General features: G+C 42.3%; 20 protein-coding genes and 1 pseudogene. 10 read left to right on the top strand and 11 right to left on the bottom strand.

Translation table 11 applies throughout. The features are described 5' to 3' along the window. Positions 1–114: 114 nt before the first annotated feature. The 3 genes from FTU82_RS12420 (at position 115) to FTU82_RS12410 (ending at position 4602) form a co-directional block, all read left to right on the top strand. Positions 115–2280 carry a malate synthase G gene (locus FTU82_RS12420; RefSeq protein WP_180001811.1) on the top strand — a complete coding sequence of 722 codons (2166 nt, stop codon included), beginning with the start codon at positions 115–117 and terminating at the stop codon, positions 2278–2280. Positions 2281–2407: 127 nt separating this feature from the next. After that, positions 2408–3856 (top strand): aldehyde dehydrogenase family protein, encoded by a 1449-nt coding sequence (locus FTU82_RS12415; protein WP_180001810.1) that lies wholly within the window; start codon positions 2408–2410, stop codon positions 3854–3856. An 83-nt stretch (positions 3857–3939) separates the two neighbouring features. Beyond that, entirely contained in the window at positions 3940–4602 is a 663-nt protein-coding gene (locus tag FTU82_RS12410; RefSeq protein ID WP_180001809.1) for an SOS response-associated peptidase family protein, read from the top strand. Between the two features lie 76 nt (positions 4603–4678). On the opposite strand, the gene FTU82_RS12405 is transcribed toward FTU82_RS12410, so the two are convergent. Further along, a complete protein-coding gene (locus FTU82_RS12405; protein WP_005097294.1) occupies positions 4679–5143 on the bottom strand; it encodes a MarR family winged helix-turn-helix transcriptional regulator in 465 nt (154 codons plus the stop codon). Positions 5144–5881: 738 nt separating this feature from the next. On the opposite strand from FTU82_RS12405, the gene FTU82_RS12400 reads away from it, so the two are divergent. Beyond that, positions 5882–7405: a TerC family protein gene (locus FTU82_RS12400; RefSeq protein WP_005097293.1), complete on the top strand. Its 1524-nt coding sequence runs from the start codon at positions 5882–5884 to the stop codon at positions 7403–7405. Between the two features lie 590 nt (positions 7406–7995). Here the strand turns inward: FTU82_RS12400 and thiM are convergent. The 3 genes from thiM to FTU82_RS12385 form a co-directional block, all read right to left on the bottom strand. Then, complete coding sequence (gene thiM / locus FTU82_RS12395; protein ID WP_180001765.1) at positions 7996–8844, bottom strand: hydroxyethylthiazole kinase; 849 nt, start codon at positions 8842–8844, stop codon at positions 7996–7998. A 32-nt stretch (positions 8845–8876) separates the two neighbouring features. Then, on the bottom strand, positions 8877–10037 hold the full coding sequence (locus tag FTU82_RS12390) for a hypothetical protein (protein ID WP_005170446.1): 1161 nt from the start codon (positions 10035–10037) through the stop codon (positions 8877–8879). Between the two features lie 160 nt (positions 10038–10197). Beyond that, a complete protein-coding gene (locus FTU82_RS12385) occupies positions 10198–10455 on the bottom strand; it encodes a hypothetical protein (protein ID WP_005097289.1) in 258 nt (85 codons plus the stop codon). A gap of 357 nt (positions 10456–10812) precedes the next feature. Here FTU82_RS12385 and pepN point away from each other — a divergent pair, with 357 nt between their 5' ends. Next, positions 10813–13419, top strand: a complete 2607-nt coding sequence (gene pepN / locus FTU82_RS12380; RefSeq protein ID WP_180001766.1) for an aminopeptidase N — start codon at positions 10813–10815, stop codon at positions 13417–13419. A 215-nt stretch (positions 13420–13634) separates the two neighbouring features. Further along, complete coding sequence (locus FTU82_RS12375; RefSeq protein ID WP_004278836.1) at positions 13635–13844, top strand: hypothetical protein; 210 nt, start codon at positions 13635–13637, stop codon at positions 13842–13844. 33 nt (positions 13845–13877) lie between these two features. Here FTU82_RS12375 and FTU82_RS12370 read toward each other — a convergent pair whose 3' ends face one another. Together FTU82_RS12370 and FTU82_RS12365 are read right to left on the bottom strand one after the other, a co-directional pair. Further along, entirely contained in the window at positions 13878–14324 is a 447-nt protein-coding gene (locus FTU82_RS12370) for a universal stress protein (protein ID WP_005252208.1), read from the bottom strand. A 135-nt stretch (positions 14325–14459) separates the two neighbouring features. Beyond that, positions 14460–14903, bottom strand: a complete 444-nt coding sequence (locus FTU82_RS12365; RefSeq protein WP_005170452.1) for a universal stress protein — start codon at positions 14901–14903, stop codon at positions 14460–14462. Between the two features lie 315 nt (positions 14904–15218). On the opposite strand from FTU82_RS12365, the gene FTU82_RS12360 reads away from it, so the two are divergent. Then, a complete protein-coding gene (locus tag FTU82_RS12360) occupies positions 15219–16169 on the top strand; it encodes an alpha/beta hydrolase (RefSeq protein WP_218944654.1) in 951 nt (316 codons plus the stop codon). Between the two features lie 84 nt (positions 16170–16253). Then, positions 16254–16601: an SMR family transporter gene (locus FTU82_RS12355; RefSeq protein WP_005097280.1), complete on the top strand. Its 348-nt coding sequence runs from the start codon at positions 16254–16256 to the stop codon at positions 16599–16601. A gap of 59 nt (positions 16602–16660) precedes the next feature. Here FTU82_RS12355 and FTU82_RS12350 read toward each other — a convergent pair whose 3' ends face one another. The 4 genes from FTU82_RS12350 to FTU82_RS12335 form a co-directional block, all read right to left on the bottom strand. Continuing rightward, positions 16661–17836, bottom strand: coding sequence for a benzoate/H(+) symporter BenE family transporter (locus FTU82_RS12350; RefSeq protein ID WP_074383234.1), 1176 nt, complete (start codon positions 17834–17836; stop codon positions 16661–16663). A gap of 75 nt (positions 17837–17911) precedes the next feature. Continuing rightward, the gene (gene leuE / locus FTU82_RS12345) at positions 17912–18568 is read right to left on the bottom strand and encodes a leucine efflux protein LeuE (protein WP_005097277.1); all 657 of its coding nucleotides are present in this window, start codon (positions 18566–18568) and stop codon (positions 17912–17914) included. Positions 18569–18641: 73 nt separating this feature from the next. Beyond that, the gene (gene tal, locus FTU82_RS12340; protein WP_100535289.1) at positions 18642–19619 is read right to left on the bottom strand and encodes a transaldolase; all 978 of its coding nucleotides are present in this window, start codon (positions 19617–19619) and stop codon (positions 18642–18644) included. Positions 19620–19708: 89 nt separating this feature from the next. Beyond that, a complete protein-coding gene (locus FTU82_RS12335; RefSeq protein WP_005170459.1) occupies positions 19709–20599 on the bottom strand; it encodes a LysR family transcriptional regulator in 891 nt (296 codons plus the stop codon). A gap of 99 nt (positions 20600–20698) precedes the next feature. Here FTU82_RS12335 and aceI point away from each other — a divergent pair, with 99 nt between their 5' ends. Both aceI and FTU82_RS12325 read left to right on the top strand, forming a co-directional pair. Then, the gene (gene aceI / locus FTU82_RS12330; protein WP_005170461.1) at positions 20699–21130 is read left to right on the top strand and encodes a chlorhexidine efflux PACE transporter AceI; all 432 of its coding nucleotides are present in this window, start codon (positions 20699–20701) and stop codon (positions 21128–21130) included. A 173-nt stretch (positions 21131–21303) separates the two neighbouring features. Further along, positions 21304–22296, top strand: a complete 993-nt coding sequence (locus FTU82_RS12325) for a lactonase family protein (protein ID WP_257221978.1) — start codon at positions 21304–21306, stop codon at positions 22294–22296. On the opposite strand, the pseudogene FTU82_RS12320 reads toward FTU82_RS12325, so the two are convergent. Further along, positions 22289–22641, bottom strand: a pseudogene (locus FTU82_RS12320) (IS1-like element ISPa14 family transposase); the annotation flags it as partial. The gene FTU82_RS12325 and the pseudogene FTU82_RS12320 overlap by 8 nt on opposite strands.

Genomic DNA, 22641 nt, shown 5'->3' with positions numbered 1-22641 from the left:
TACTCATATTATGAAAAATGCTCAGTATTTAGCAATTTGATAATACTATTCAGCTAGATTTTAATCGGTATACTAGAATCTCTTGTATAAAAAGTAGCAATATCAGGAAAGACAATGACTGCACGTATTCAAAAAGGCAAGTTAGCGATTGCTAAAGAACTTTACGATTTTATCGAAAATGAAGCACTACCAGGTTCTGGTTTGGATAGTGAAACTTACTGGAAAAACTTTGAACAAGTCGTTGTTGATCTTAGCCCTAAAAATAAAGCACTTTTGGCTAAGCGTGATGACATTCAAGCGAAAATCGATGAATGGCACCGCAATAACACATTTGAATTACAAGCTTACAAAGCTTTCTTGACTGAAATTGGCTACTTGTTACCAGAAGTAGAAGATTTTCAAATCAGCACTGAAAATGTAGACGAAGAAATTGCCGTATTGGCCGGCCCACAGCTGGTGGTACCGGTACGTAATGCACGTTACTGCCTCAACGCAGCCAACGCACGTTGGGGTTCTCTCTACGATGCACTTTATGGTTTCGACGTGATCTCTGAAGAAGATGGCGCGGAAAAAGGTAAAGGCTATAACCCGAAACGTGGTGAGAAAGTTGTCGCATTTGCGAAAAACTTCCTTGACGAAACTTTCCCATTGGCACAAGGTTCACACGCAGACGCAACTCAATATGCAGTTGATGGCAACGCACTGGTTGTAACATTAAAAGATGGTTCTACAACGACTGTTGCGGATAGCGCTAAATTTGTTGGCTTCAATGGCGAAGCGTCAGCACCGACTGAAATCGTATTTAAAAATAACGGTCTGCACGTTATTGTGCAAATTGATGCAACGAGCCCGATTGGCCAGACTGATGCCGCTGGCGTAAAAGACGTAGTTCTTGAAGCTGCAGTTACCACCATTCAGGATTTGGAAGACTCGATTGCAGCGGTTGATGCTGAAGAAAAAGTGGAAGGCTATCGTAACTGGTTAGGTCTGATGAAAGGCACTTTAGAAGAGTCCATTCAGAAAAATGGTAAAACAGTTACCCGTACACTGAATGCAGACCGTACTTTCAAAAATGTGGAAGGTGGTGAAACCAAGGTTCATGGTCGTTCATTGATGTTGCTGCGTAATGTCGGTCATTTGATGACAAACCCTGCCATTTTGGTCGATGGTGCAGAGATTTTTGAGGGCATCATGGATGCCTTGATTACACCATTGTTGTCTTTTGCCGACATCAAAGGTGAAAATACCATCAAGAACTCGCGTCAAGGTTCAATGTATATCGTTAAACCAAAAATGCATGGTCCTGAAGAAGTGGCATTTGCCGTTGAATTGTTTGAACGTGCGGAACAGGTACTGGGTTTGCCTGCAAAAACTTTAAAAATCGGGATTATGGATGAAGAGCGCCGTACTTCTGTAAACCTGAAGAACTGTATTGCACAAGCCAAAGACCGTACTATTTTCATCAATACAGGCTTCATGGACCGTACCGGTGACGAAATCCATACCTTTATGGAAGCAGGCCCATTCGTACGTAAAGGCGAAGTCAAAGGTCAGATCTGGTTCCCGGCTTATGAAAACCGTAACGTGATGATCGGTCTGCAAGCAGGTTTACGTGGCAAAGCGCAAATCGGTAAAGGCATGTGGCCAAAACCAGATATGTTGCTCGACATGTATAAAACCAAAACTGAACATCCGGAAGCAGGTGCGAGCTGTGCATGGGTGCCATCACCAACAGGTGCGGTAATTCACGCGATTCACTATCATCAGATTAATGTTGCGGATCGTCAGCAAGAGTTATTGGCAACTGAAGCCTTGTCACTAGATGACTTGTTAACGCCACCATTAGCAACAGACACTAACTGGTCTGAAGAAGAGAAAACCAAAGAACTTGAAAATAACTGTCAGGGGATCTTGGGTTATGTGGTTCGCTGGGTAGACTTAGGTGTAGGTTGTTCTAAAGTACTCGATATCAACGATGTCGGGTTAATGGAAGACCGTGCGACTCTACGTATTTCTTCACAGCACGTGGCGAACTGGTTGCGTCATGGTGTGGTAAGCCGTGAGCAAGTAGAAGAAGTGATGCAGCGTATGGCGAAAATTGTAGATCAGCAAAATGCCAATGATCCGTTGTATACGCCAATGTCTGCAGACTTTGCCAACAATATTGCATTCCAGGCAGCGTCTGACCTGATCTTTAAAGGTGGTGAACAGCCATCAGGTTATACCGAGCCACTTTTACATGCAGCACGTTTAAAGTTAAAAGGTTATACAGGTGACTAATCCCGTCTAACTTAAAAAAGCCTCTTCGGAGGCTTTTTTATTGTCTAATGGTAAGCAGCTGTCTTTCTGACTAGAAATTTTTCAGTTGAACTCTTAAAGTGGAGCAAAGCTTGCGAGGAACAATAAAATGATGACGGTATATCAGGACTTAGACCAGCAGTTTATTCATGGTCAGTGGCAACATGGAACTTCAACCAAAATCATAAAAAATATCAATCCTTTTACCCAAACCGAAATTATGAGTCTTGCAGCTGCCAGCTCTGTCGATGTAGACAGTGCGTATACGGCAGCAGAACAGGCTTTTCAACAGGGTGTTTTGAATTCCATTGAAGTCCGTAAAACAGTATTGCAAAATTTAATTAATATTATTCAGCAGCGCCGTGCAGAAATCATTGACTGGCTGATTATTGAATCAGGCAGTACGCGCATTAAAGCCGGCCTTGAGGTAGATGCTGCCTTGGGGATTATTCACGAAAGTCTGGCATTTCCAGATCAGCTGAAAACTGAACAGCTCGAAAGCAAAGATCCAGTACGGAAAAGTTTGGTCTTGCGTAAACCTTTAGGCGTGATTGCAGTCATCAGCCCATGGAACTTTCCATTTCATCTGTCCTTGCGTTCAGTGGCGACAGCGATTGCCTGTGGCAATACGGTTGTCTTGAAACCAGCCAGTGATACGCCGGTGACTGGCGGTACATTAATCGGGAAATTATTTGAAGAAGCCGGTTTGCCTCCGGGTGCATTGAATATTATTGCCGGTGCTGGCAGTGAAATCGGGGATTATTTTGTCGAGCATTCAGTGCCAAAAATGATTTCATTTACCGGCTCGACTGAAGTGGGGAAAAGTGTCGGCAGTAAAGCTCTGGCCAGTTCCAGAATCAAACGTTTGGCACTGGAACTGGGCGGCAATGCACCCTTGGTGATTCTGGATGATGCCGACCTTGATCTGGCGGTTGAACTGACCTTGATGGGGCGTTTTATGCATCAGGGACAAATTTGCATGAGCACCAATCGGGTTGTTATCGATGCATCTATTCATGATGCTTATGTGGATAAGCTTCTGGATCGGGTCAAAATGATTCCAGTGGGCGATCCGAATCTGGAAGATACCATCATCGGGCCGATCATTAATCGGAGTCAGGTCAAAAAGCATCAACAGATCATTCAGACAGGCAGCGAGCAGGGCGCACAGCTGGTATATGAGGGCGGAATTGAAGGAAATCTGGTCTATCCGCATATTTTCATTAACGTCGCAGCCGATTCTGATTTAGCACAACAAGAAAGCTTCGGTCCGATTTTACCGATCTTAAAAGCACGTGATGAGGCCCATGCTTTAAATCTGGCCAATGCAACAGAGTTCGGTTTGTCCAGTGCAGTCTGTACATCAAATATCGAACGCGGCAGCGCTTTTGCGGCACAACTGGATATTGGCATGACCCATATTAACGGGATCAGTGTTGCAGATCAGTCTAATGCACCCTTTGGCGGCGAGAAAAACTCAGGACTCGGACGTTTTAATGGTCGCTGGATTTTTGAGGAGTTTACCCGGACACACTGGTTTACCATACCGAATTCATGATACTCAAATCTATATCAATATTACAGGTTTGGCTCAGACATCAGGTTATAATCGAGTGGTCGAATGATTTACATTAATCCGCCATGTGTGCCAACTTTAAACCTTTAAGCTTAGAACAATTGCATAATCTGGGGTTGCCCGAAATTCCCTTTGAATATCCGGAAGAGGTCTATCCCAATTATGCTACACCGCTGTTATTTCATTCAGCTCAAGGACTGGAATGGCGGTCGGTAAATTTTGGCCTGATTCCAAAATGGGCAGAAGATAAAAGTATAGCTACCAAGACCTATAACGCCAGAAATGAAACTTTATTGCAAAAGCCAACCTTTGCCGAAGCCACTGCCAAATGTCATTTTGGGGTCATTCCTGTTGCCGAGTTTTATGAGTCCAAATATTTTGACAATAAACCACAGCGTTGGGGTATAAGACGTCAAGATGGTCAGGCGACTTTTATTGCGGCAGTATATGAGATTACACGAGTACAAGGGGAAATTGTACGATCTGCCAGCATGATCACCATGGATGCCATTGACCATCCGATGATGAAAGAATTTCATGAGCTTGGAAACATCAAACGTTCGGTGATCGTGATTCCGCATGAGCGACTACAAGAATGGCTGACACTGAGTCATCCGGATATTCGGAGTTTTGTACACGGCTTTCCGGAAGAAGAGTTTGAATGTTCACATGTCCCCAAAGAAAAAATCAAAAAAGCCAGCCCACAACTGAACTTTTTTGATTCTTAGAAAGCTCCGGTGAATTATTTATTATTGAAAGTATGCCAATTCGCCAGCGTCTATTTAAAAATAAAAAGTAGGGCTTTTAACGAGCCAGGTTTTTAAAAATATGACGTAAACTTTCCATGGTTTTTTCAATTTGCAAAGGCGTCAAGCCTTCAAATGACTGCTCTAGTACTATATTGGTCAGATCATTGATCTTATGTGTCATTTGCATGCCTTTTTCGGTCAAAAATACCCGGGTAATTCGTGCATCATCTTCACATGAATAAGTCTCAACCAGACCCTCATCTTTTAAGCGATAAACAATTTTAGTGGTGGTCGACATTTTAGATACGACCATCTCTGATAAGTCGGATACACTCGCATGCGGTTTGGATTTTAAGGCAAGAAGGATACGGCGGCGCGAATTGTCGACACCATATTTTTTAAGTGCGTGATCGACATTAAGTACATATTGAGCATGAACCTGAGTAACCCAATAATAGGGAAAGTTTTCTAAATTAAATTCTTCCGTACACGGTAAAAATTTTGCATATTTCTTAGTCATGAAATGTTCCTTGTATTTATTTTTCTAGGGCCCGTCCATTTTATGAAAAAGTTTATGCATGTTTCAACCTTTATTTTAAAAATGTTAAAGAGATTGCACTTTTTAGTTTTTCTTAATAGCCCCAGAAGTCGAGCAGTTCTGCATATGCGCTGATTCAGGACAGAGAATGGCCATTTTAAATCGGATGAAAGGCAATAATATTTTGTGTAAAATTAATACTTAATTGTATATTTCTGAGGCGGAATCATTTTCCGCAATCGTTTGTCATTCGACAGCATGATTCGCTTATCGGCCAAAATGCAATCACTCTGATTTTAATCAACCAGACAATTTTGCTGATGGATCTATGCAGTTATGCGGAGGAATTTCCCCATCAAAAAATTCAAGCCCTATTTTAACTGATTGCTTTTTTAATCGGTATATATTTGATGGCTGAATTTTTAGTTCACTTTAAAAGTGGTTGAGCTAATGAATGGTAATTATGCATATTTTTAATTAAAGTAAAATAATTTGTGAAGAAAAAATTAAGTTTAATACGTTTTATACACACTGATTAATGAAAAAAGTCTAAGGAAAATCATAATCATGTAATTTTTTTATAAATTAATACATTACAAAATACTCAGTTTATGCATAATGGAATGGTCTTAAGTTACATAGGTTAAATTTAATGGATCCCTCGCCGTGCGTTGATCTTCCATCTCTATTTCTAGCTTACTCGAACGGGGTAGTTCTCTAATGGAATTTTTATTAGATCCCGGAATTTGGGTAGGTTTAATTACTCTTATTATTCTTGAAATCGTTTTAGGTATTGATAACCTAGTCTTTATTGCCATTCTGGCTGAAAAACTTCCTCCTGAACAACGTGATAAAGCTCGTGTCATCGGTCTTTCACTCGCATTATTGATGCGTCTGGGCCTGTTGTTTGCCATTGCTTGGCTAGTCACTTTGACTCAGCCGCTGATCACCCTGTTTGACTGGACCTTCTCTGGTCGGGACTTGATCTTGTTATTTGGTGGCTTGTTCTTGGTGTATAAAGCCGTCACAGAGTTACATGAAAAGATAGAAGGTAAGCCTGAAGTCAAATTGACCACTAAGGTGGTTTATGCAAGTTTCACTGCTGTTGTTGCCCAAATTGTGGTTTTAGATGCTGTATTTTCTTTAGATTCAGTGATTACTGCAATTGGTATGGTCGACAATATTTACGTCATGATGGCTGCAATGATTGTTGCGATGGGTGTAATGCTACTGGCATCGAAACCATTGACCAGTTTTGTAAACCGTCATCCAACCGTGGTGATTCTGTGTCTAAGCTTCCTGCTTTTGATTGGTATCAGTCTGATTGCAGAAGGTTTTGGTTTCCACATTCCAAAAGGCTATATCTATTCGGGTATTGGTGTCGCGATCTTGATCGAAGCGTTCAACCAGTTCGGCCAGCGTAATGCAGCAAAGCATGAATCTAAGATTCCTTTGCGTCATCGTACGGCTGATTCCATTTTGAAGTTAATGGGCGGCAAGCTGGAAACCACTGATACTGACAAAAATGAAGCTCAAGAAGCCTTTGCAGATGAAGAACGTTACATGATTGGCGGGGTATTGACCCTTGCAGAGCGTTCAGTCGCTTCGATCATGACACCGCGCAGTCAGATTTCATGGGTCGATCTAGAGGATAGCCCGGAACAGATCCGTGAAAGAATTCTATCTGTTCCCCACAGCCTGTTTCCGGTATGTCGTGGCAGCCTGGATAAGGTGATTAGCATCGTACGTGCCAAGGAATTACTGGATGTGCTGGAAGAACCGGAAGAGTTAAAAGCCCTGATCAAACGCCATCGTCCAATTTATATCTTTGAAAAGATGAAAGTTATTGATGCGATCAATACTTTGCGTACCTCTAAAGGCTCTTTGGTCTTGGTGAGCGACGAGTTTGGTAATGTACAGGGTCTGATCTCACCACTAGATGTATTTGAAGCCATTGCCGGTGAGTTCCCGGATGCAGACGAACAACTTGATTTGGTCAGAATTGACGATTCCCACTGGATCGCTTCAGGTATGCTGGATCTGTATCAGCTTGAGCTTGAACTCGGCATGATTGATCTGATTGATGAAGATGCTGGTTATATCAGTGTTGCGGGTCTGATTTTGGATAAAACCAACAGTGTGGTCGAAGTCGGTACTGAATTGGATTATCAAGGTGTACAGTTCAAAGTCACTGAAATTGAAAGCAATCGTATCAAATCAGTTAGTATTCATTACGCGGCTTAAACGCTTGTTTTAAACACTTGCTTTGTTCAAATCTTGAAGGTCAGTTGCTCTAGTGGCAGCTGACTTTTTTAATGCATCTTTTCTCAATTGTCCTTATTAAAAACAAAGTGAGGTCATTGTTCAGACAGATTTTTTATCATTCGATGCAGACTATCACTCAAGTTGGATATTGAGCTGAATGGCTTGATATTGCACTAGAGTTTTAAGTCTAAAAGCCAGATTCGTAATGCAGCATAAGCAGAATCACATACTGGATATTGATCAATAGAGCCTGTTAATTAAAGCTTAAAAGTAACATTCAAATCCTGCTGAATAATTAAATTATAATTCACATGATTTCAGCTGGGATCATGCAAAAACAGATCAAACAAAATTTTGATCTCTTTGGTGAAAATCGGTAGATAAATTACATTAAGTTATATGAAGCCTGTTCAGTTAACCACCGATCATGCTCAAAATAGTTTCAGCGTAGGATTCGGAAACAACCTATATCTCTTCAGAAATTAGTAGAAGATGTGAGCGATGTACAGCTAAAAATGGGGTGTCAGGTCTATACCAATCTGCAAACACCCCTTAAAGCTGCTAGCAAACTAAACTGCTCCCGGCAAAATTTGAAAGTTGGCGTATTGTCGGATGCTTTCAGTATTAAGTTGATGGACTTCATCCAGAAAAGCCATATTAAAACTGCCAAGTTGTGGCGCACGTTCAAAAGCCCGTTGACCTGCAATTGCAAAATGCACATGTGCAGCGAGTGCCGCGATTGCGGGAGAACTTACAGCACTATAGGCTGCAATCAGTGCACCAAGTGCACAACCGGTGGCCGTGACTCGCGGTTGTAAATATGATCCGCCTGATACCTGTATTACCGGATAATCTCTGGAAATGATGTAATCAGATTCGCCGGAAATCGCGACACAGTCACAATGCGCCAATAAGCTTTGTGCCTGTAAATAAACATCGGCACTATTGATGGTACTGTCCACACCTTTGGATTCGATCCGCTTGCCAGCCAAAGCACCAATTTCAGAGGCATTGCCCCGTAAAATTGTCGGATGGGAATTGAGTAACTGATCTACCGTATTCGAGCGCCAATGCAGTACCGTTCCATAACCAACCGGATCCAGTACCCATGGTTTTTTCAGACGATGTGCCGTTTCCGCAGCAATGTGCATGGCCTGTACTTGTTCGGTGGTCGGTGTACCCAGATTGAGATTGATCGCAGCTGCAATTTTGGCAAAGCTTTCGGCCTCAAAAGGATTATCGATCATGGCGGGGGAAGCATTGGCAGCCAGCACCACATTGGCCACATAATTACTGGCCACGGCATTGGTCATGATATGTACCAATGGCTGATGTTGCTGTAACTTTAACCATGCCTCGCAGATTTGATCCAGAAGCGTGTGCTGTAGTGCTTGCGTAGAAGTATTCATAATGATCATCTGTCAAAAAGGAATCTAAGTCGTATCTTCGCTCAGCGGGTAAAATAATGGTCCTGATGCTTACAGCTACGGCAGAACAGGCTGACATAGTCACTGGCATCATAATCCACCGAAAGTTCCTGTGAACCGCAGTGCATACAACGTTTCTGCGAATAAAATTTCAGGCGCGGTTCAATTTTATGCCATGAGCGCCAGACCGGCTGAAAGAAAATATTCTCATCATAACCCAGGAAGCGATAAAACAGGATTTCACTCATCTTGCTGAAGGCCAGTTGTGGCGGGCGTGGCAGGGTAGAGGTTTCCCATTTTTCCGTGACAGAACGTTCCCGATACTGTTGTAAGGTTTTTTTCAGCAGATTGGTATTAATAAAATTTTCATTGCGTGGCTTAAGCGCTTTTTGCTTATATAGATATTCCAGTGCGGTCTGTACCAGATAATAAATCTGCCCCACTGCCAAGACATCTAAAAGGCGATAGCAAAAGGTCTGAAAGCTCTGATTTCCGGCAATCTGCACATTCCAGCTACGACAGTAAAATTGCGCAAACTGAATGATCTCCTCATATAGCAGACAATACAGGGCATCTTTGACTTCATCTGCACTTTTAAAAGGCACACCTTGACTCAGGTTCTGATAAAACCAGTTGCGTAGTTGCTGGGTAATGCTGAACAGGCTCGGTTCAGAATAGCCATCCAGACGTACATTAATATAATAGTGCTGATTTTCCTGTTGCACATCTTTGGGAATTAAAATCTGTTCTCTGAGCATATTTTTGACCAGACCATGTTGAAACAGATAGTTCGGACTGATGGAAAAATAGCGAATTTGATGCCAGTCGATATATTCGCGGTGCTGGCTATATTCCTGTACTTGTTCATCTAAAATCGAAAGTAGAAACAGTTTATTGATAAAACTGAGCTGATTGAGCTCAGGAACTGGCCGGTCCTGTTTTTTATGATAGAGACGATTTTCCTGTAAACGGACTTCCTTGAGCATGCGTTTACGTTGGGCCAGACACTGTGCGCAATAACAATTATTTTTTTGATCCGGATGAAGCTGATGCTGGCAATGGCTGCATTCATGGTAACTCATCTCCTGATCATACTGTTCCGCCTCAATCCAATACATCGATGCCTTACATAGCGGGCAGTGGGTGCTTTCATCAAGCTGTTTTTGCAGAACACTGAATACCATGGGCGCGAGCAACTTTAGAATGGACGGGCATTTGATTATACACCGCTGATGCGAGGCAAATGTAGTTGACTGATGCTATTTTACGTCAGCAAAAAATATACGCGCACATGAAAAGAGCTACCGAAGTAGCTCTGATCTTAAAAACATGAAATGACGGGTTTTAGACTGGGCATGGTAAGGTTTCGTCTTGTTGTCCGCGATGTTTGGCGTGAATTAAGGCTTGAACTTTTTTAGATGGAACTTTCTTGGTACCGAGGGCATCGTAGCTGTTGAGAATGGCAGTCACTTCATGTGCCTGAAGAGGAATACCTTCACAGCTCATCAAGAGTGCAATGACTTTATGGTCAATATTGGCCTGATCCAGTGTTTGCAGGGTTTTGATATTTTCCATTCGTACAATATGTTTTTTTAAGTACATGGCTCACCTCATGGTTATCATTATTCTTTAATTTTAAGGGCGGGGAAATACAGCTTAACTCTAGCAAGAAGTGTGCTTATTTTTTAATCTGTATTTGTGAAGTGTAATTTGGATATCAATATATATCTTTAAATCAAATATTTATAATAATGTAAGAAATTATGATTCTGGCTGTTTATTTGGCATAGATATTTCTTAAGCTTAATCGAATGCTGCACAATTAGGCAAAATGCATTGAAAGTGGTGCGTACAATGCCCATATTAGAGCGAACAATACAAATGCACAGACAGCGTTTAAAACTTGGCGTATGATTTTGACATGAACAATGTCGAATAAGATAAAGATTAGGACAGGACATGAATATTGCGGCAAACCCGGTGATCGAAGCGGATCAAACCATTTATTTAAAAGACTACCAAAAACCCTCCTTTATCGTCGATTCTATCGAGCTGAATATTCAGGTCTATGCGGATCATACGCTGGTCAGCAGCAAACTGCAGATGCAGCGTCAAACTGCCGGTGATCTGGTCTTGCTCGGACGAGATCTGGAACTGCAATCGATTCAGTTAAATGGTCAAACCCTGAATGCAACTGACTACAGTCTTGATGCTGAACAACTGGTCATTGCCAATGCGCCTGATCAAGTGTCGCTTGAAATTGTGGTTAAAATCCATCCTGAAAGTAATACTATGCTGGAAGGTTTATATCAGGCCAGTTCAGATCTGTTTGTGACCCAAAATGAACCAGAAGGGTTCCGTAAAATTACTTTCTATCCAGACCGTCCTGATGTGTTGTCGGTCTTTACCACACGTGTAGAGGCAGACAAGAAATATCCGGTCTTGCTCGCAAATGGTAACCTGCTAGAAACCGGTGAAGTGGATGAAAATCGTCACTATGCCGTGTGGCAGGATCCGACCAAGAAACCGAGCTATTTGTTCGCCTGTGTCATTGGTGACTTGGCAGTGATGAAAGATTCCTATGTCACATCGGAAGGCCGCAATGTAGCTCTGGAAATCTACGCAGAAGAAAAAGATATTCCAAAATGCAAGATCGCCATGGAAGCGCTCAAACATTCTATGCGCTGGGATGAAGAGCATTATGGTCTGCCTTATGATCTGGATAATTACATGATTGTGGCGACCAGTGCATTCAACATGGGTGCCATGGAAAATAAAGGTCTGAATATCTTCAATACTTCATGCGTGCTAGCCGATGAAGAGTACACCACTGATGCCGCCATCATGCGGGTGCAGTCAGTCATTGCGCATGAATATTTTCATAACTGGACCGGTAACCGGATTACCTGTCGTGACTGGTTCCAGCTGTGTTTGAAAGAAGGCCTGACTGTATTCCGTGACCAATCTTTCTCGGAAGATTTACAGTCGGCTGCGGTACAACGTATTGATGATGTAGCAGTTCTGAAAGCACATCAGTTCCCGGAAGATTCAGGGCCGCTATCACATCCGCCGCGTCCAGATCATTTTGTAGAAATTAACAACTTCTATACTGCCACTGTTTATGAAAAAGGGGCTGAAATTAACCGCATGATGGCGACCTTGCTCGGTAAGGAAAAATTCCGTCAAGGAACCGATGAATATTTCCGCCGTCATGATGGTCAAGCAGTAACAGTTGAGGATTGGGTGGCTGCACTGACAGCAGGTTCAGGTGTGGAGCTTTCAAACTTCCTGACCTGGTACAATCAGCCGGGTACACCTAAACTTCAAGCAAAAGCTGAATATGATGTAGAGACACAAATCTATCGCCTCAGCTTGAAACAAAGCCTGAAAACCCATCCTAAATATCCAAATCTGAAAGCCGTACCCATTCCAGTCGCTTTGGCATTGTTTGATGCTGAAAGCGGTGAGCAGTTAACGCTGAACTCTGAGGCACTCTTTGAAAATGGCGTCAAAGATGGGGTATATCTGTTTGATCAGGATGAAGCCACGATCGAATTTAGCGGTGTGACAGCAAAACCGGTAGTGTCCTTGCTGCGTAATTTCTCTGCACCAGTGAATCTGGACTTTGACTATTCAGAAAAAGAACTGGCTTTCCTGTTGCAATATGAAACGAATGGTTTTAACCAGTGGCAAGCAACTCAAACTTTACTCGAGCGTATCTTGCTGGATGATCAGCCTGCAGAAATTTATATCGAGGCCATGCTTAATACCTTGCCGGATGTGATTGAGAAAGATCCGCTGTTGGCATCACGTTTGTTTGATGTACCGTCGGAAGGTTATTTAGGTAGCCGTATTGATCAGGATTATAATCCGGTCATGATTCAGGAAAAGCGTGAGGCTTTGCTGCATACTTTGGCACGTGCCTTTGGTGAAACAGCGAAAGAAACTTATCTCAATCTGGATCCTGATCTGCAATCTGAATTCTCGCAAGCGATGGGTGTGCGTGCTTTAAGAAATATCATGCTCACGATGATGGCTCGTCAGGGAGATGCATTTGCCTTTGATTTAGCCTATGAGCAATATCACACGGGGAATATGTCTGAACGTTTGGGTGCACTGAAAGTCTTGGTCTGGAATGATGCACCACAAGCACAAGAAGCTCTAGCCGATTTCTACAGCCGCTTTGAAGATGAAGCCTTGTCTTTAGACCAATGGTTTATGGTTCAGGCAGCCCATCCAAAAGCAACGGACGAAACCATTGCGTATCTGACCCAGCATCCAGATTATGATCTGGCGGTGCCTAACTGTATTCGTGCAGTCAGTGGTGGTTTGAATGCCAACCCAGTCAATACCTGGAGCTTTGGCGTACAGCATTTTATTGGTCTGGCGAAATATCTGGACGAGAAAAACCCGATTGTAGGCTCACGTTTGCTACAGGTATTGTCACGCTGGTATACCTTGGCAGAACCGCAACGCAGTGAAGTGAAAGCACAGCTTGAAACCTTAAAACCACTGGTTAAATCTAAAAACGTGTCTGAGACACTCAATAGTATGCTCAGCGTATAACATCAATATTCATAAAAAACCGGATCGACCTGATCCGGTTTTTTATTTCCTGTTTATTTCAAACGCTGGCTTTAAATACAGTTGAATTTCTCTAAAGGCTTAGGTAAGTACCAAAGGGTGTTACAGTATGATTATACGGAAAAGAGTATTTATTTATTAAGCTGTAAGCTAGGTAAAGGGATCTACAGATTCGCTTACTAGAGGTTGTCCAAGATATGTTAGTGAAAATTGAAGATGGTTTTTATTTAAATAGCCAGCATATTATTGCCGTACATGTCAGCAAGAATCCTGAAAATGGCTTACTTGAAATCTCCATTCAATATACGCCGCATTCCATTCAGCAGGTCGGAGAATACAAAAAAGTATTTCAAAGTCAGCTTGATGCTGAAATTTTCTTAAGTGAATTAAATCAAAAACTTCGCTAAAAGCCTGTATCATACAGGCTTTGATCAAGCATCCTATTGTCTGACGATGAGTACTGGAATAGAGGAAAGTGCCAGAACATTCTGAGCGACACTGCCCAGCATGAGTTTTTGCAAACCTTTACGGCCATGTGAACCCATAATAATGACATCAGTCGGTGATTCATTTGCAGCCTGTAAGATTCCTTCTGAAGGTGCCATACCATGCAGGATTTTTGTCGTGACCTGTATGCCTTCACGAACAAAGCTCTGTTTCAGGTCATTTAAGCGATCAAGCGCATTTTGTTCTGCATGCATAAAGTAATCTGTGACTGCTGGAGCAACTTTATAAAAATCTACGCCCTTAAAAGGGTCAACCGCAATGACACTGAGTAAGGTGACATGGCTATGAAATACTTTGGCCAGTTCGAGGGCATGTTCTGCGGCAGCATAGGAAATCGAGGACTCATCGAGTGCTACGAGAAGATGATCATAATTATTCATGGTGCTTCCTGATATTTATTATTGCAGTAAGGAGAATAGGGGTTAGGTGGGTGAATCTCCATAACGTACGGTTTGGTTTGAAATCAAATATAGAAAACCGAGTAATGCGCACCTTGAAGATACGCAAAGCTTTGATTATTTTTTCACGATCAGAACCGGAATTTCACTGGCACCTAAAACATCCTGTGCAAAGCTGCCCAGAATCATTTTCTGGAAGCCTTTACGGCCATGAGAACCCATAACAATCAGATCTGCTTTTACTTCATCAGCAGTTTTGGCAATGTGTTCGGCATTGACCAGACCTGTGACGATCCGTGACTGAGCTTCAATACCTTCAGTCGCTGCAATCGCAGTGGCTTCTTTCAGGGCATTTTTGGCATTGGCATGCGCCTGTACAAAATATTCCTTCATGATAGATGAGCTGTAATAGAAATCAGCTTCAGTAAAAGGATCTTCTGCAATCAGGCTGATCAGGGAAAGCTGGCCACCAAATGCTTTGGCAATTTTTGCAGCATGTCGTACTGCGGAAAAAGAAATTTCTGAGCCGTCTACCGGAACTAAAATATGCTGATAGGCCATGATTTTTTTACTCCAAATGTTTATTGTTCGCTTCTGATTCATTGATAGCACAGTGACTCTACAGGTGCAATTGCAAAACCTAAAAAAATGAAAAAACTCATTAAATTACAACTATTATTCACATAAAACTGTAAAGAAATGGGCAAATAAATCCGAGCAAAAAACTGGGGATTTTCACCTCTGCTGCCAGAACGAACTGGATTAAGTTTTTGGTTTTTGAGCATTTCAGTTAAACTGCCTGCGCTTGATTTTTGTCAATATAGGGAAATTGAAATTGTGAGATATATCGCGGTAAATCTTGTGCTGGTCAGCTCGATGATGTTAGCGGGCTGTCAGAATACCGTACAAAATAGCAGGCTAATTGCCAGTGCCTTCAATATGACCACGGGCCTACAACAAAAAGTGATGGATCGTTATGCTCCTGAAACTGTTCGGGTACAGAACAATATCGTGTACCAGCCGCTACAGGATTTAAGCTTCGATCTATATCAACCGCAGAATATTCAGAATCTAGGCCCGAGACCGACCATTGTCTGGATTCATGGCGGTGGCTGGATTTCAGGTTCCAAGGCACATGCCCGCGGCTATTTTAAGCTATTGGCGGCGCAAGGCTATAACGTGATTTCTGTACAATATCAGTTTGCGCCGCAGGTGACTTATCCGAGTCAACTTCAGCAAATTAATCAGGCGTTGGCATTTATCAACACGCATGCCGAGAACTACTACATTGATGCAGCACAACTGTATTTAGCCGGAGATTCTGCCGGTGCCAATCTGGCCAGTCATTATGCCGCGTTGTTGACCAATCCAGAGTTTTCACAACAATCCAATTTCAGTCCAAATATTCAGCCAATGCAGCTCAAAGGCTTGATTTTGCATTGTGGTATTTACGATCTACAGGCCTTTGTGCAAAAAGCACCGGATGAAATCAAAATGGTCGAATGGGGCGTTTATAATCTGGTACAGGCTTATACGGGCGACCAGAAAGATGATGTCGAATTTTTAAAGCAGATTTCCCCGATCCAGCATATTTCAAATGCTTATCCGCCGGTGTTCATCAGTGGCGGTAATAAAGATTTTTTGACCGATACTCAATCCTTACCTTTTGTAGAGACACTCAAGGCCCGGAATATTGCAGTGACCGAGGTATTTTATCCGGAATCTAAAGCCTGGCTGATTCATGAATACCAGTTTTTTATGGGCAAAAAAGAGAGTCAGCAAACCTTTATTCGCACCCTTGATTTTCTGCACCAGCATTCATTGTAAAATAAGCATTATTTAAAGTTTAATTTTCTATTTTAATTGGCTTGTTATTCAAAGCATGAACACTGAAATTTTGGAGATGGAAAAATGAATCCTGTATCGTGGGCCTACCTGTTACTGGCACTGGCGATTGTCGCCGAAGTCACAGGCTCTACATTTTTAGTAAAATCTGAAGGCTTTAGCAAATTATGGCCGTCTTTGGCAGTCGTGGTTTTATTCTGTATTGCATTTTATTTATTGTCCCAAGTGATTAAAGTCATTCCATTGGGAATCGCTTATGCCATCTGGGCCGGTGTGGGAATTGTTCTGACTGCAATTGTGGGCTATGTACTTTTCAAGCAGACGCTCGATGTGCCTGCACTTATTGGCATTGCACTGATTATTTCCGGTGTACTCGTTATCAACCTTTTTTCCCAGACCGCAGGACATTCATAAAAGGCAGACATGATCGCTGCCCTTATTTGTCATTTTATTCTAATGATCAGTCATCAATTTTAAGTGACTTGAGGCTTGAGCTTAAATAGAAAATAAACCATTAATCCCAGTAGTAAGCCCCAAAAGGCTGAACCAATCCCGAAAAACTGAATATTGGATGCACTGAATAAAAAGGTCATCAGAGCCGCTTCACGTTCATGGCTTTGCTGAAAAGCCAGCGCGATGTTATGCCCAATGGTGCCGAATAAGGCAATTCCGGCCAGAATGGTAATCAGGATTGCTGGAAATGCCATCAGGACACTGGTCAAGGTCGCTGCAAATAGTCCCATCAAAATATAAAACAGCCCACAACTCATGCCTGCAATATAGCGTTTCTGTGGGTCGGGATGAGCTTGAGTATCCAGACTCACTGCCGCACTGATCGCAGCAAGATTGACACTAAAGCAGCCAAAAGGTGCCAGTATCGCCTGACTTATACCGGTCCAGCCTAAAATACCGTTTACCTTGGGTGGATAGCCATAGCTTTTAATTACTGCCAGTCCGGGTAGATATTGCGAAGCCAGATTGATCACCAACAGTGGTAAAGCCAGCCCTAGAACAGCTTGTAGACTAAATTCAGGTTGGATCCAGACCGGCTGGGCCATACTCCAGTTTAAACTCGGGATTGTAAAATCGATAAAGAAAGGGCAGAGCGCAATTGCGGTAAATACGGTAATCACGATGCTATAGCGTGTGCTGATTTTTTTTGAGATCAGATAAATGGCCAGGACACTGAGTACAAATTTCCAGGACTGTTGCAGGCTACCAAATACTGAAATACCAAATTTTAGCAATACTCCAGCCAGCATGGCACTGGTTAAACTTTGTGGAATAAAATGAAAAATACGCTCAAAAATTCCTAAGAATCCCAGCGCAGCAGTCAACAGTCCACAAATCAGAAACGCACCAATCGCTTCACCGAGGCTGTAATGACCCGCAGACGCAATGATCAAAGCTAGTCCCGCCGTTGACCAGGCAGTAGAAACAGGATACTGATATTTCCAGGACAGCCACACACCAGAGATACCTATGCCGATTCCCAGTGCCCATAACCAGGAACTGATTTGTGCCGCATTGGCGCCTAAGCTTTGTGCAGCTTCAATCACCAGTACAGCAGAAACACTAATGCCAATCAGGCAGGTAATCAGGCCGGCAATGACCGCAGTAAGAGACAGATCTTGTAATAGTTTTGGCATCGTCCATGACACAATTTTAAAAAGCGTTTAAATCATACGCTTTTCACGTATTTAGACAATATCTGTTTCAAGCTTTTATAAGGTAGAGCTGGCTAGCTTCATCCCAAAACCACAGAATAAAATGCCGACTATGGCCACACAACTGGCTGTCAGTTTGTAATGCTGGTTGAAATAGGAGGCCAGTTTTACCCCTGAGAAAATCAGAATAGACAGATAGGTCATGCTAATCAATTGCAAGATCAAAGCCAATAGAATGAAAGTCAATGCCGGATAAGGATAGCGAGGATCAACAAATTGCACAAAAAATGACAGATAAAACAGAATCGCTTTTGGATTTAAAATACTGATGGTCAATGCAGTACGAAATGGCTGAATAGACGAAGCTTTAGCATCAGCCGCATTCATCTGCGGAATCGTCACTTTTTCTGTTGGACGAATGGTTTTATAGGCGGCAATTAATAACTTCATCCCCAGATAACTCAGGTAGATGGCGCCGATAATCTTCAAAGTAATAAACAGGATTGGAAAAGCATGCAATAAAGATGCAGCCCCCAAAGCAGTACATAAAATCAGAATCATGTCACCGGTATACACTCCCAGAGCACCTAAATAACCTGTCTTGATACCAAAACGTGAGGCAATGGACATGACATAAAGGGAATTGGGGCCGGGCAAGAGCACAATTAAGGTGGTACCAATGATAAAGGTACTGAGATCTGTAATACCAAACACGAAGAATTCGCACAAGAAAAAGCCGATGCGGCATTATAGCAACATCGGCTGGTAAAATTTCTAAGATTTTAGCTTAGCTTTCAACGGGATTGAGAAAGGTTTGACCTAATAGCGCAGCCAGTTGCTCACGCGCTTTGATGAAACCCTGAATACCGCCTTGTAACAGTTCACTGGCCATTTGATCCTGCTTCAGCTGTTCCAGAAATGCTGCCTGACTGATCGGACTCAGTTCACCCTGCACAGTAATAGCTGTCGCTGAAAGTTGCGGCTGAACTTCACGTTGATCATGGTTCAGTTCTGCCAGTAGATTTGGTGCAACGGTAAGAAGGTCACAACCGCTCAAGCCCAAGACCTGATCGATACTGCGGAAGCTGGCGCCCATAATTTCGGTTTGAATGCCATGGGCTTTATAAAACTCATAAATACTTTTAACCGATAACACGCCAGGATCTTTTTCGATTGGATAAGCATCCACACCTTCAGCCTTCTTGTACCAGTCCAGAATCCGGCCAACAAAAGGTGAAATTAAAGTAACTTTGGCATCAGCGCAGGCATGGGCCTGATGCTGGCCAAATAACAGGGTCAGGTTGGTATGAATGCCTTCTTCTTCTAAGGTTCTTGCGGCCTGAATGCCTTCCCAGGTTGATGCAATCTTGATCAGGATGCGATCGGAGTCAATCCCATACTGCGCATATAGTGCCAGTAACTCTTTGGCTTTTGCGATGGTGGCAGCAGTATCAAAAGACAGGGACGCATCGACTTCAGTCGAAACACGCCCTTCAATTAATTTCAAGATTTCAACGCCGAATTTGACGGTCAAAATATCAATGGTACGTTCAATTAGGGCATCATCCGCATAGCCTTCCTGCTGCGCCTGCTGATAGGCCGCTTCAATCAGGGCCTTGTTCTCAACTTGACTGGCCGCTGCTGTAATCAGTGATGGATTGGTGGTTGCATCCAGAGGACGAAATTTTTCAATTGCGCTCAAGTCACTGCTATCCGCCACAATTGTGGTCAAGTTTTTTAATTGGTCTAATGCGGTTAATGTCATTACGATCTAGTTCTATGGTTATTGCTTATGCATACTTTTATATCATAAACCCTGTATTTACCAAGTAGACTGAAGTGGTGTTTCTGTGATTATTTGCTACTTTTACGCTGATTTCGCAGATGATTAATCAAAAAATGAGCAGCTGTGCCCAAGTTGCTTTCCCGACTCCAGACCAGATCGATAAAATATTCAAACTTTGGGGTGAAATCGAGCAGATTCAGCACTTGCAGATTTTGCTGTAAATTCGGCTGTTTTTTTAGCATTTCCTGCGGGAGAACACCCCAACCCAAACCCTGTTGAATCATGCTACAGGCAGAATGATGATTGTCAGTGCGCCAGTAATGACGGGAATATAATAATTCAGGTTTAATATTACGGTCACGGCTCGCCACCACAATTTGACGGCTATTTAGAATTTGTTCAAAGCTGACCTGATCGTATTGACTCAGTACATGCTGCTTGGCTGCGACAGGAATCAAGACTTCACGCTTTAATTCCACAAACTGTTCACGTGCATCGAGTTGTTCCCGCTCAAACATTAATGCCAGTTGTGCGCTACCATCCAAGAGCATCTGTTGCGCATCTTCCTGAGGTGCACCAAAGACATTAATCTGAAGCTCGGGAAATTGCTGTTCCACCAGAACGACATAATCAGTCCAGCGCGTATGCAGTAATTCAGAAACGATGACGATATTCAGTTCAGACTCCAGGCCTGAACTTAGGGCAAGCGCATGCTGTTTCCACTGATTCATTTCGATTAACAGCTGTTCTGTTCTTTCATACAGTGTCTGTGCCTGCTCCGTTGGCACAGGTTCACGCCCAATACGCTGGAACAGTTGCAGATTCAGATCAATTTCTAAATTCGCAATTGACATGCTAATGGCAGAGGGAACTTTTCCCAATTTTCGTGCAGCTGCAGAGAATGAACCGGTTTCCATCACAGTTTTAAATACAGTGAGTTGTTCCTGATTAATATTCATGTAATCTTATCTATCAATTTTATTGAAATATTCTAACTCGATTAATCAGTTTAAAGAACATAATATGCGCGATTATTGATAAAAAACCGAGTAATGAAAATGTTGATTTCCAAAAGACGACTTGTGCATGCGCTTAGCTATGAAGTCATCCTGTTGGTGATCATTGCGATAGCTTTGAGTCTTATTTTTAATATGCCGCTAGAAGTCACAGGTGCACTGGGAATTGTGATGGCCGTGACCTCTGTCATCTGGAATATGCTGTTTAATCATTATTTCGAAAAATTTGAAGCGAAACGTCAACTGAAACGAACGATTCGAGTGCGTATTTTACATGCGATTGGCTTTGAAGGTGGTTTAATGCTCGCCACCATTCCAATGGTGGCCTATGCGATGAACATGGGACTATGGCAGGCGATTGTGCTCGATTTTAGCCTGACCTTGTGTATTCTGGTATATACCTTCATTTTTCAGTGGTGTTATGATTCGATAGAAGAAATGCTTGGATATCAGCCTGAGCATCGAAAAATATAATAAGAAAAGCATAGAAAAAAATAAAGCACAGCTAATGTTACTTGTGCTTTATGTGGGGAATCTAGTAAACAGCAGTATTTCTTTGACACATAGCACACTTATTCGACTTTGTATTCATCTTAAACCCCTTTATAAGAGCAGAAGTTTTTATGCATTTGCATCTAAGGGGAATTATGAAGTTAAAATATAGCTTGTTGAGTTTAAGCATTGCCTTACTCATGACTGCTTGTGGCGGCGGTGGTGGTGAGAATGACAGCCATGCATCTAAGCTTGGGTCAGGTACGGTTGGCTCTAATCCATCAACAGGAAATAATGCTCAATTTACCAAAATTTCAGAATTTAAAGTCTTGGATGTGGGTTCGGAACTTACTGCTCAAGATTTCGGTTTAAGTACATGGAATCCTATAGCCCTGGTACGAACTGATGATGTATTGTATATCGCCAATAGCCAATCAGAATCAAAAATTTTACGTTATGATTTAAAACAAAAACGTGCGCTGAGTGCAATTGACCCATTAAAAATTGAAGGCTTAGCAAAAAAATGGGACAGTCTTGCAGATATCGAAATCCATGCAGAACGCTTATATGTGGCCAGTTATGGTTCTAACCGTGTCGATATTCTAGATATTTCACAGCCTCAACCGAGCTTTGTGATGGCGCTAGGAACTGGCGTTTGGTGGGGCGATACAGTGAACCATGCTTTAGTTCACAGTAATGCTGTTACCGCAGATGACCGCTATATCTATGTCCCCGATATCGAAGGTCGTATTAATGTCTGGCGTCAAAGCGATGCTATTGCACAAAACCATTTAAAAGCGAAAAAGTTTGCTCGGCTCAGTCTTCCTGATTGTGGTCGTAACTGTAATGCACGTATGGAAGTCATGCGAGATCATCTGTATACCAGCCTTCCAAACGGTAAAACTTATGTGCATGACATTAACCAAATTCGTGAAAATGACACTCACATTGCACCTATTTTGACAGAGTCAAATCTTGCGACCCTTTTACACCGTCATGATGACGGTACTGTGTATACCGCAAGGAATGATGGTTCGATAGCAACATATCCTACTCAGGAATTTGGCTTAAAATCAATTCTGCCAAAGCACAATATCGACCAATTCAAAAAATGGTGGTGTTTCAAAAAGTATGCTGACATTAAATGAAGCCATTATTGATGTAAAAAAAGGTTAAGTCGAAAGCTTTAAAATGGTTTTCAATCTTTTTTGAAAAATTACAACTCCTTCTAAAACCGCGCCTAATTCGATGCCTTATTTTGCAATTATTACCTTCAATACCTACAGTAAAAAATTTACCAATACTTTGCTTGCAGTTTTTAAAAGCAGTTATGAAACTGTCCCAATGATCACTTGCAATTCGGGTGTAGTGAATACCTAATTGTTTAAGCTTTGTCTTCAATCGTTGAACTGTAGCTAAGTCTCTTTTACCCCAAACATAAGCAACAATCTCACCTGTTTCTCGATGGTAGGCGTAAATAAGCCATTGTTTAT

This window comes from Acinetobacter sp. YH12151 (assembly GCF_013418355.1).
GTDB lineage: Bacteria > Pseudomonadota > Gammaproteobacteria > Pseudomonadales > Moraxellaceae > Acinetobacter > Acinetobacter pseudolwoffii.
The sequence above is the reverse complement of the archived record's forward strand: the minus strand, read 5'-3'. Positions and strand labels throughout refer to the sequence as shown.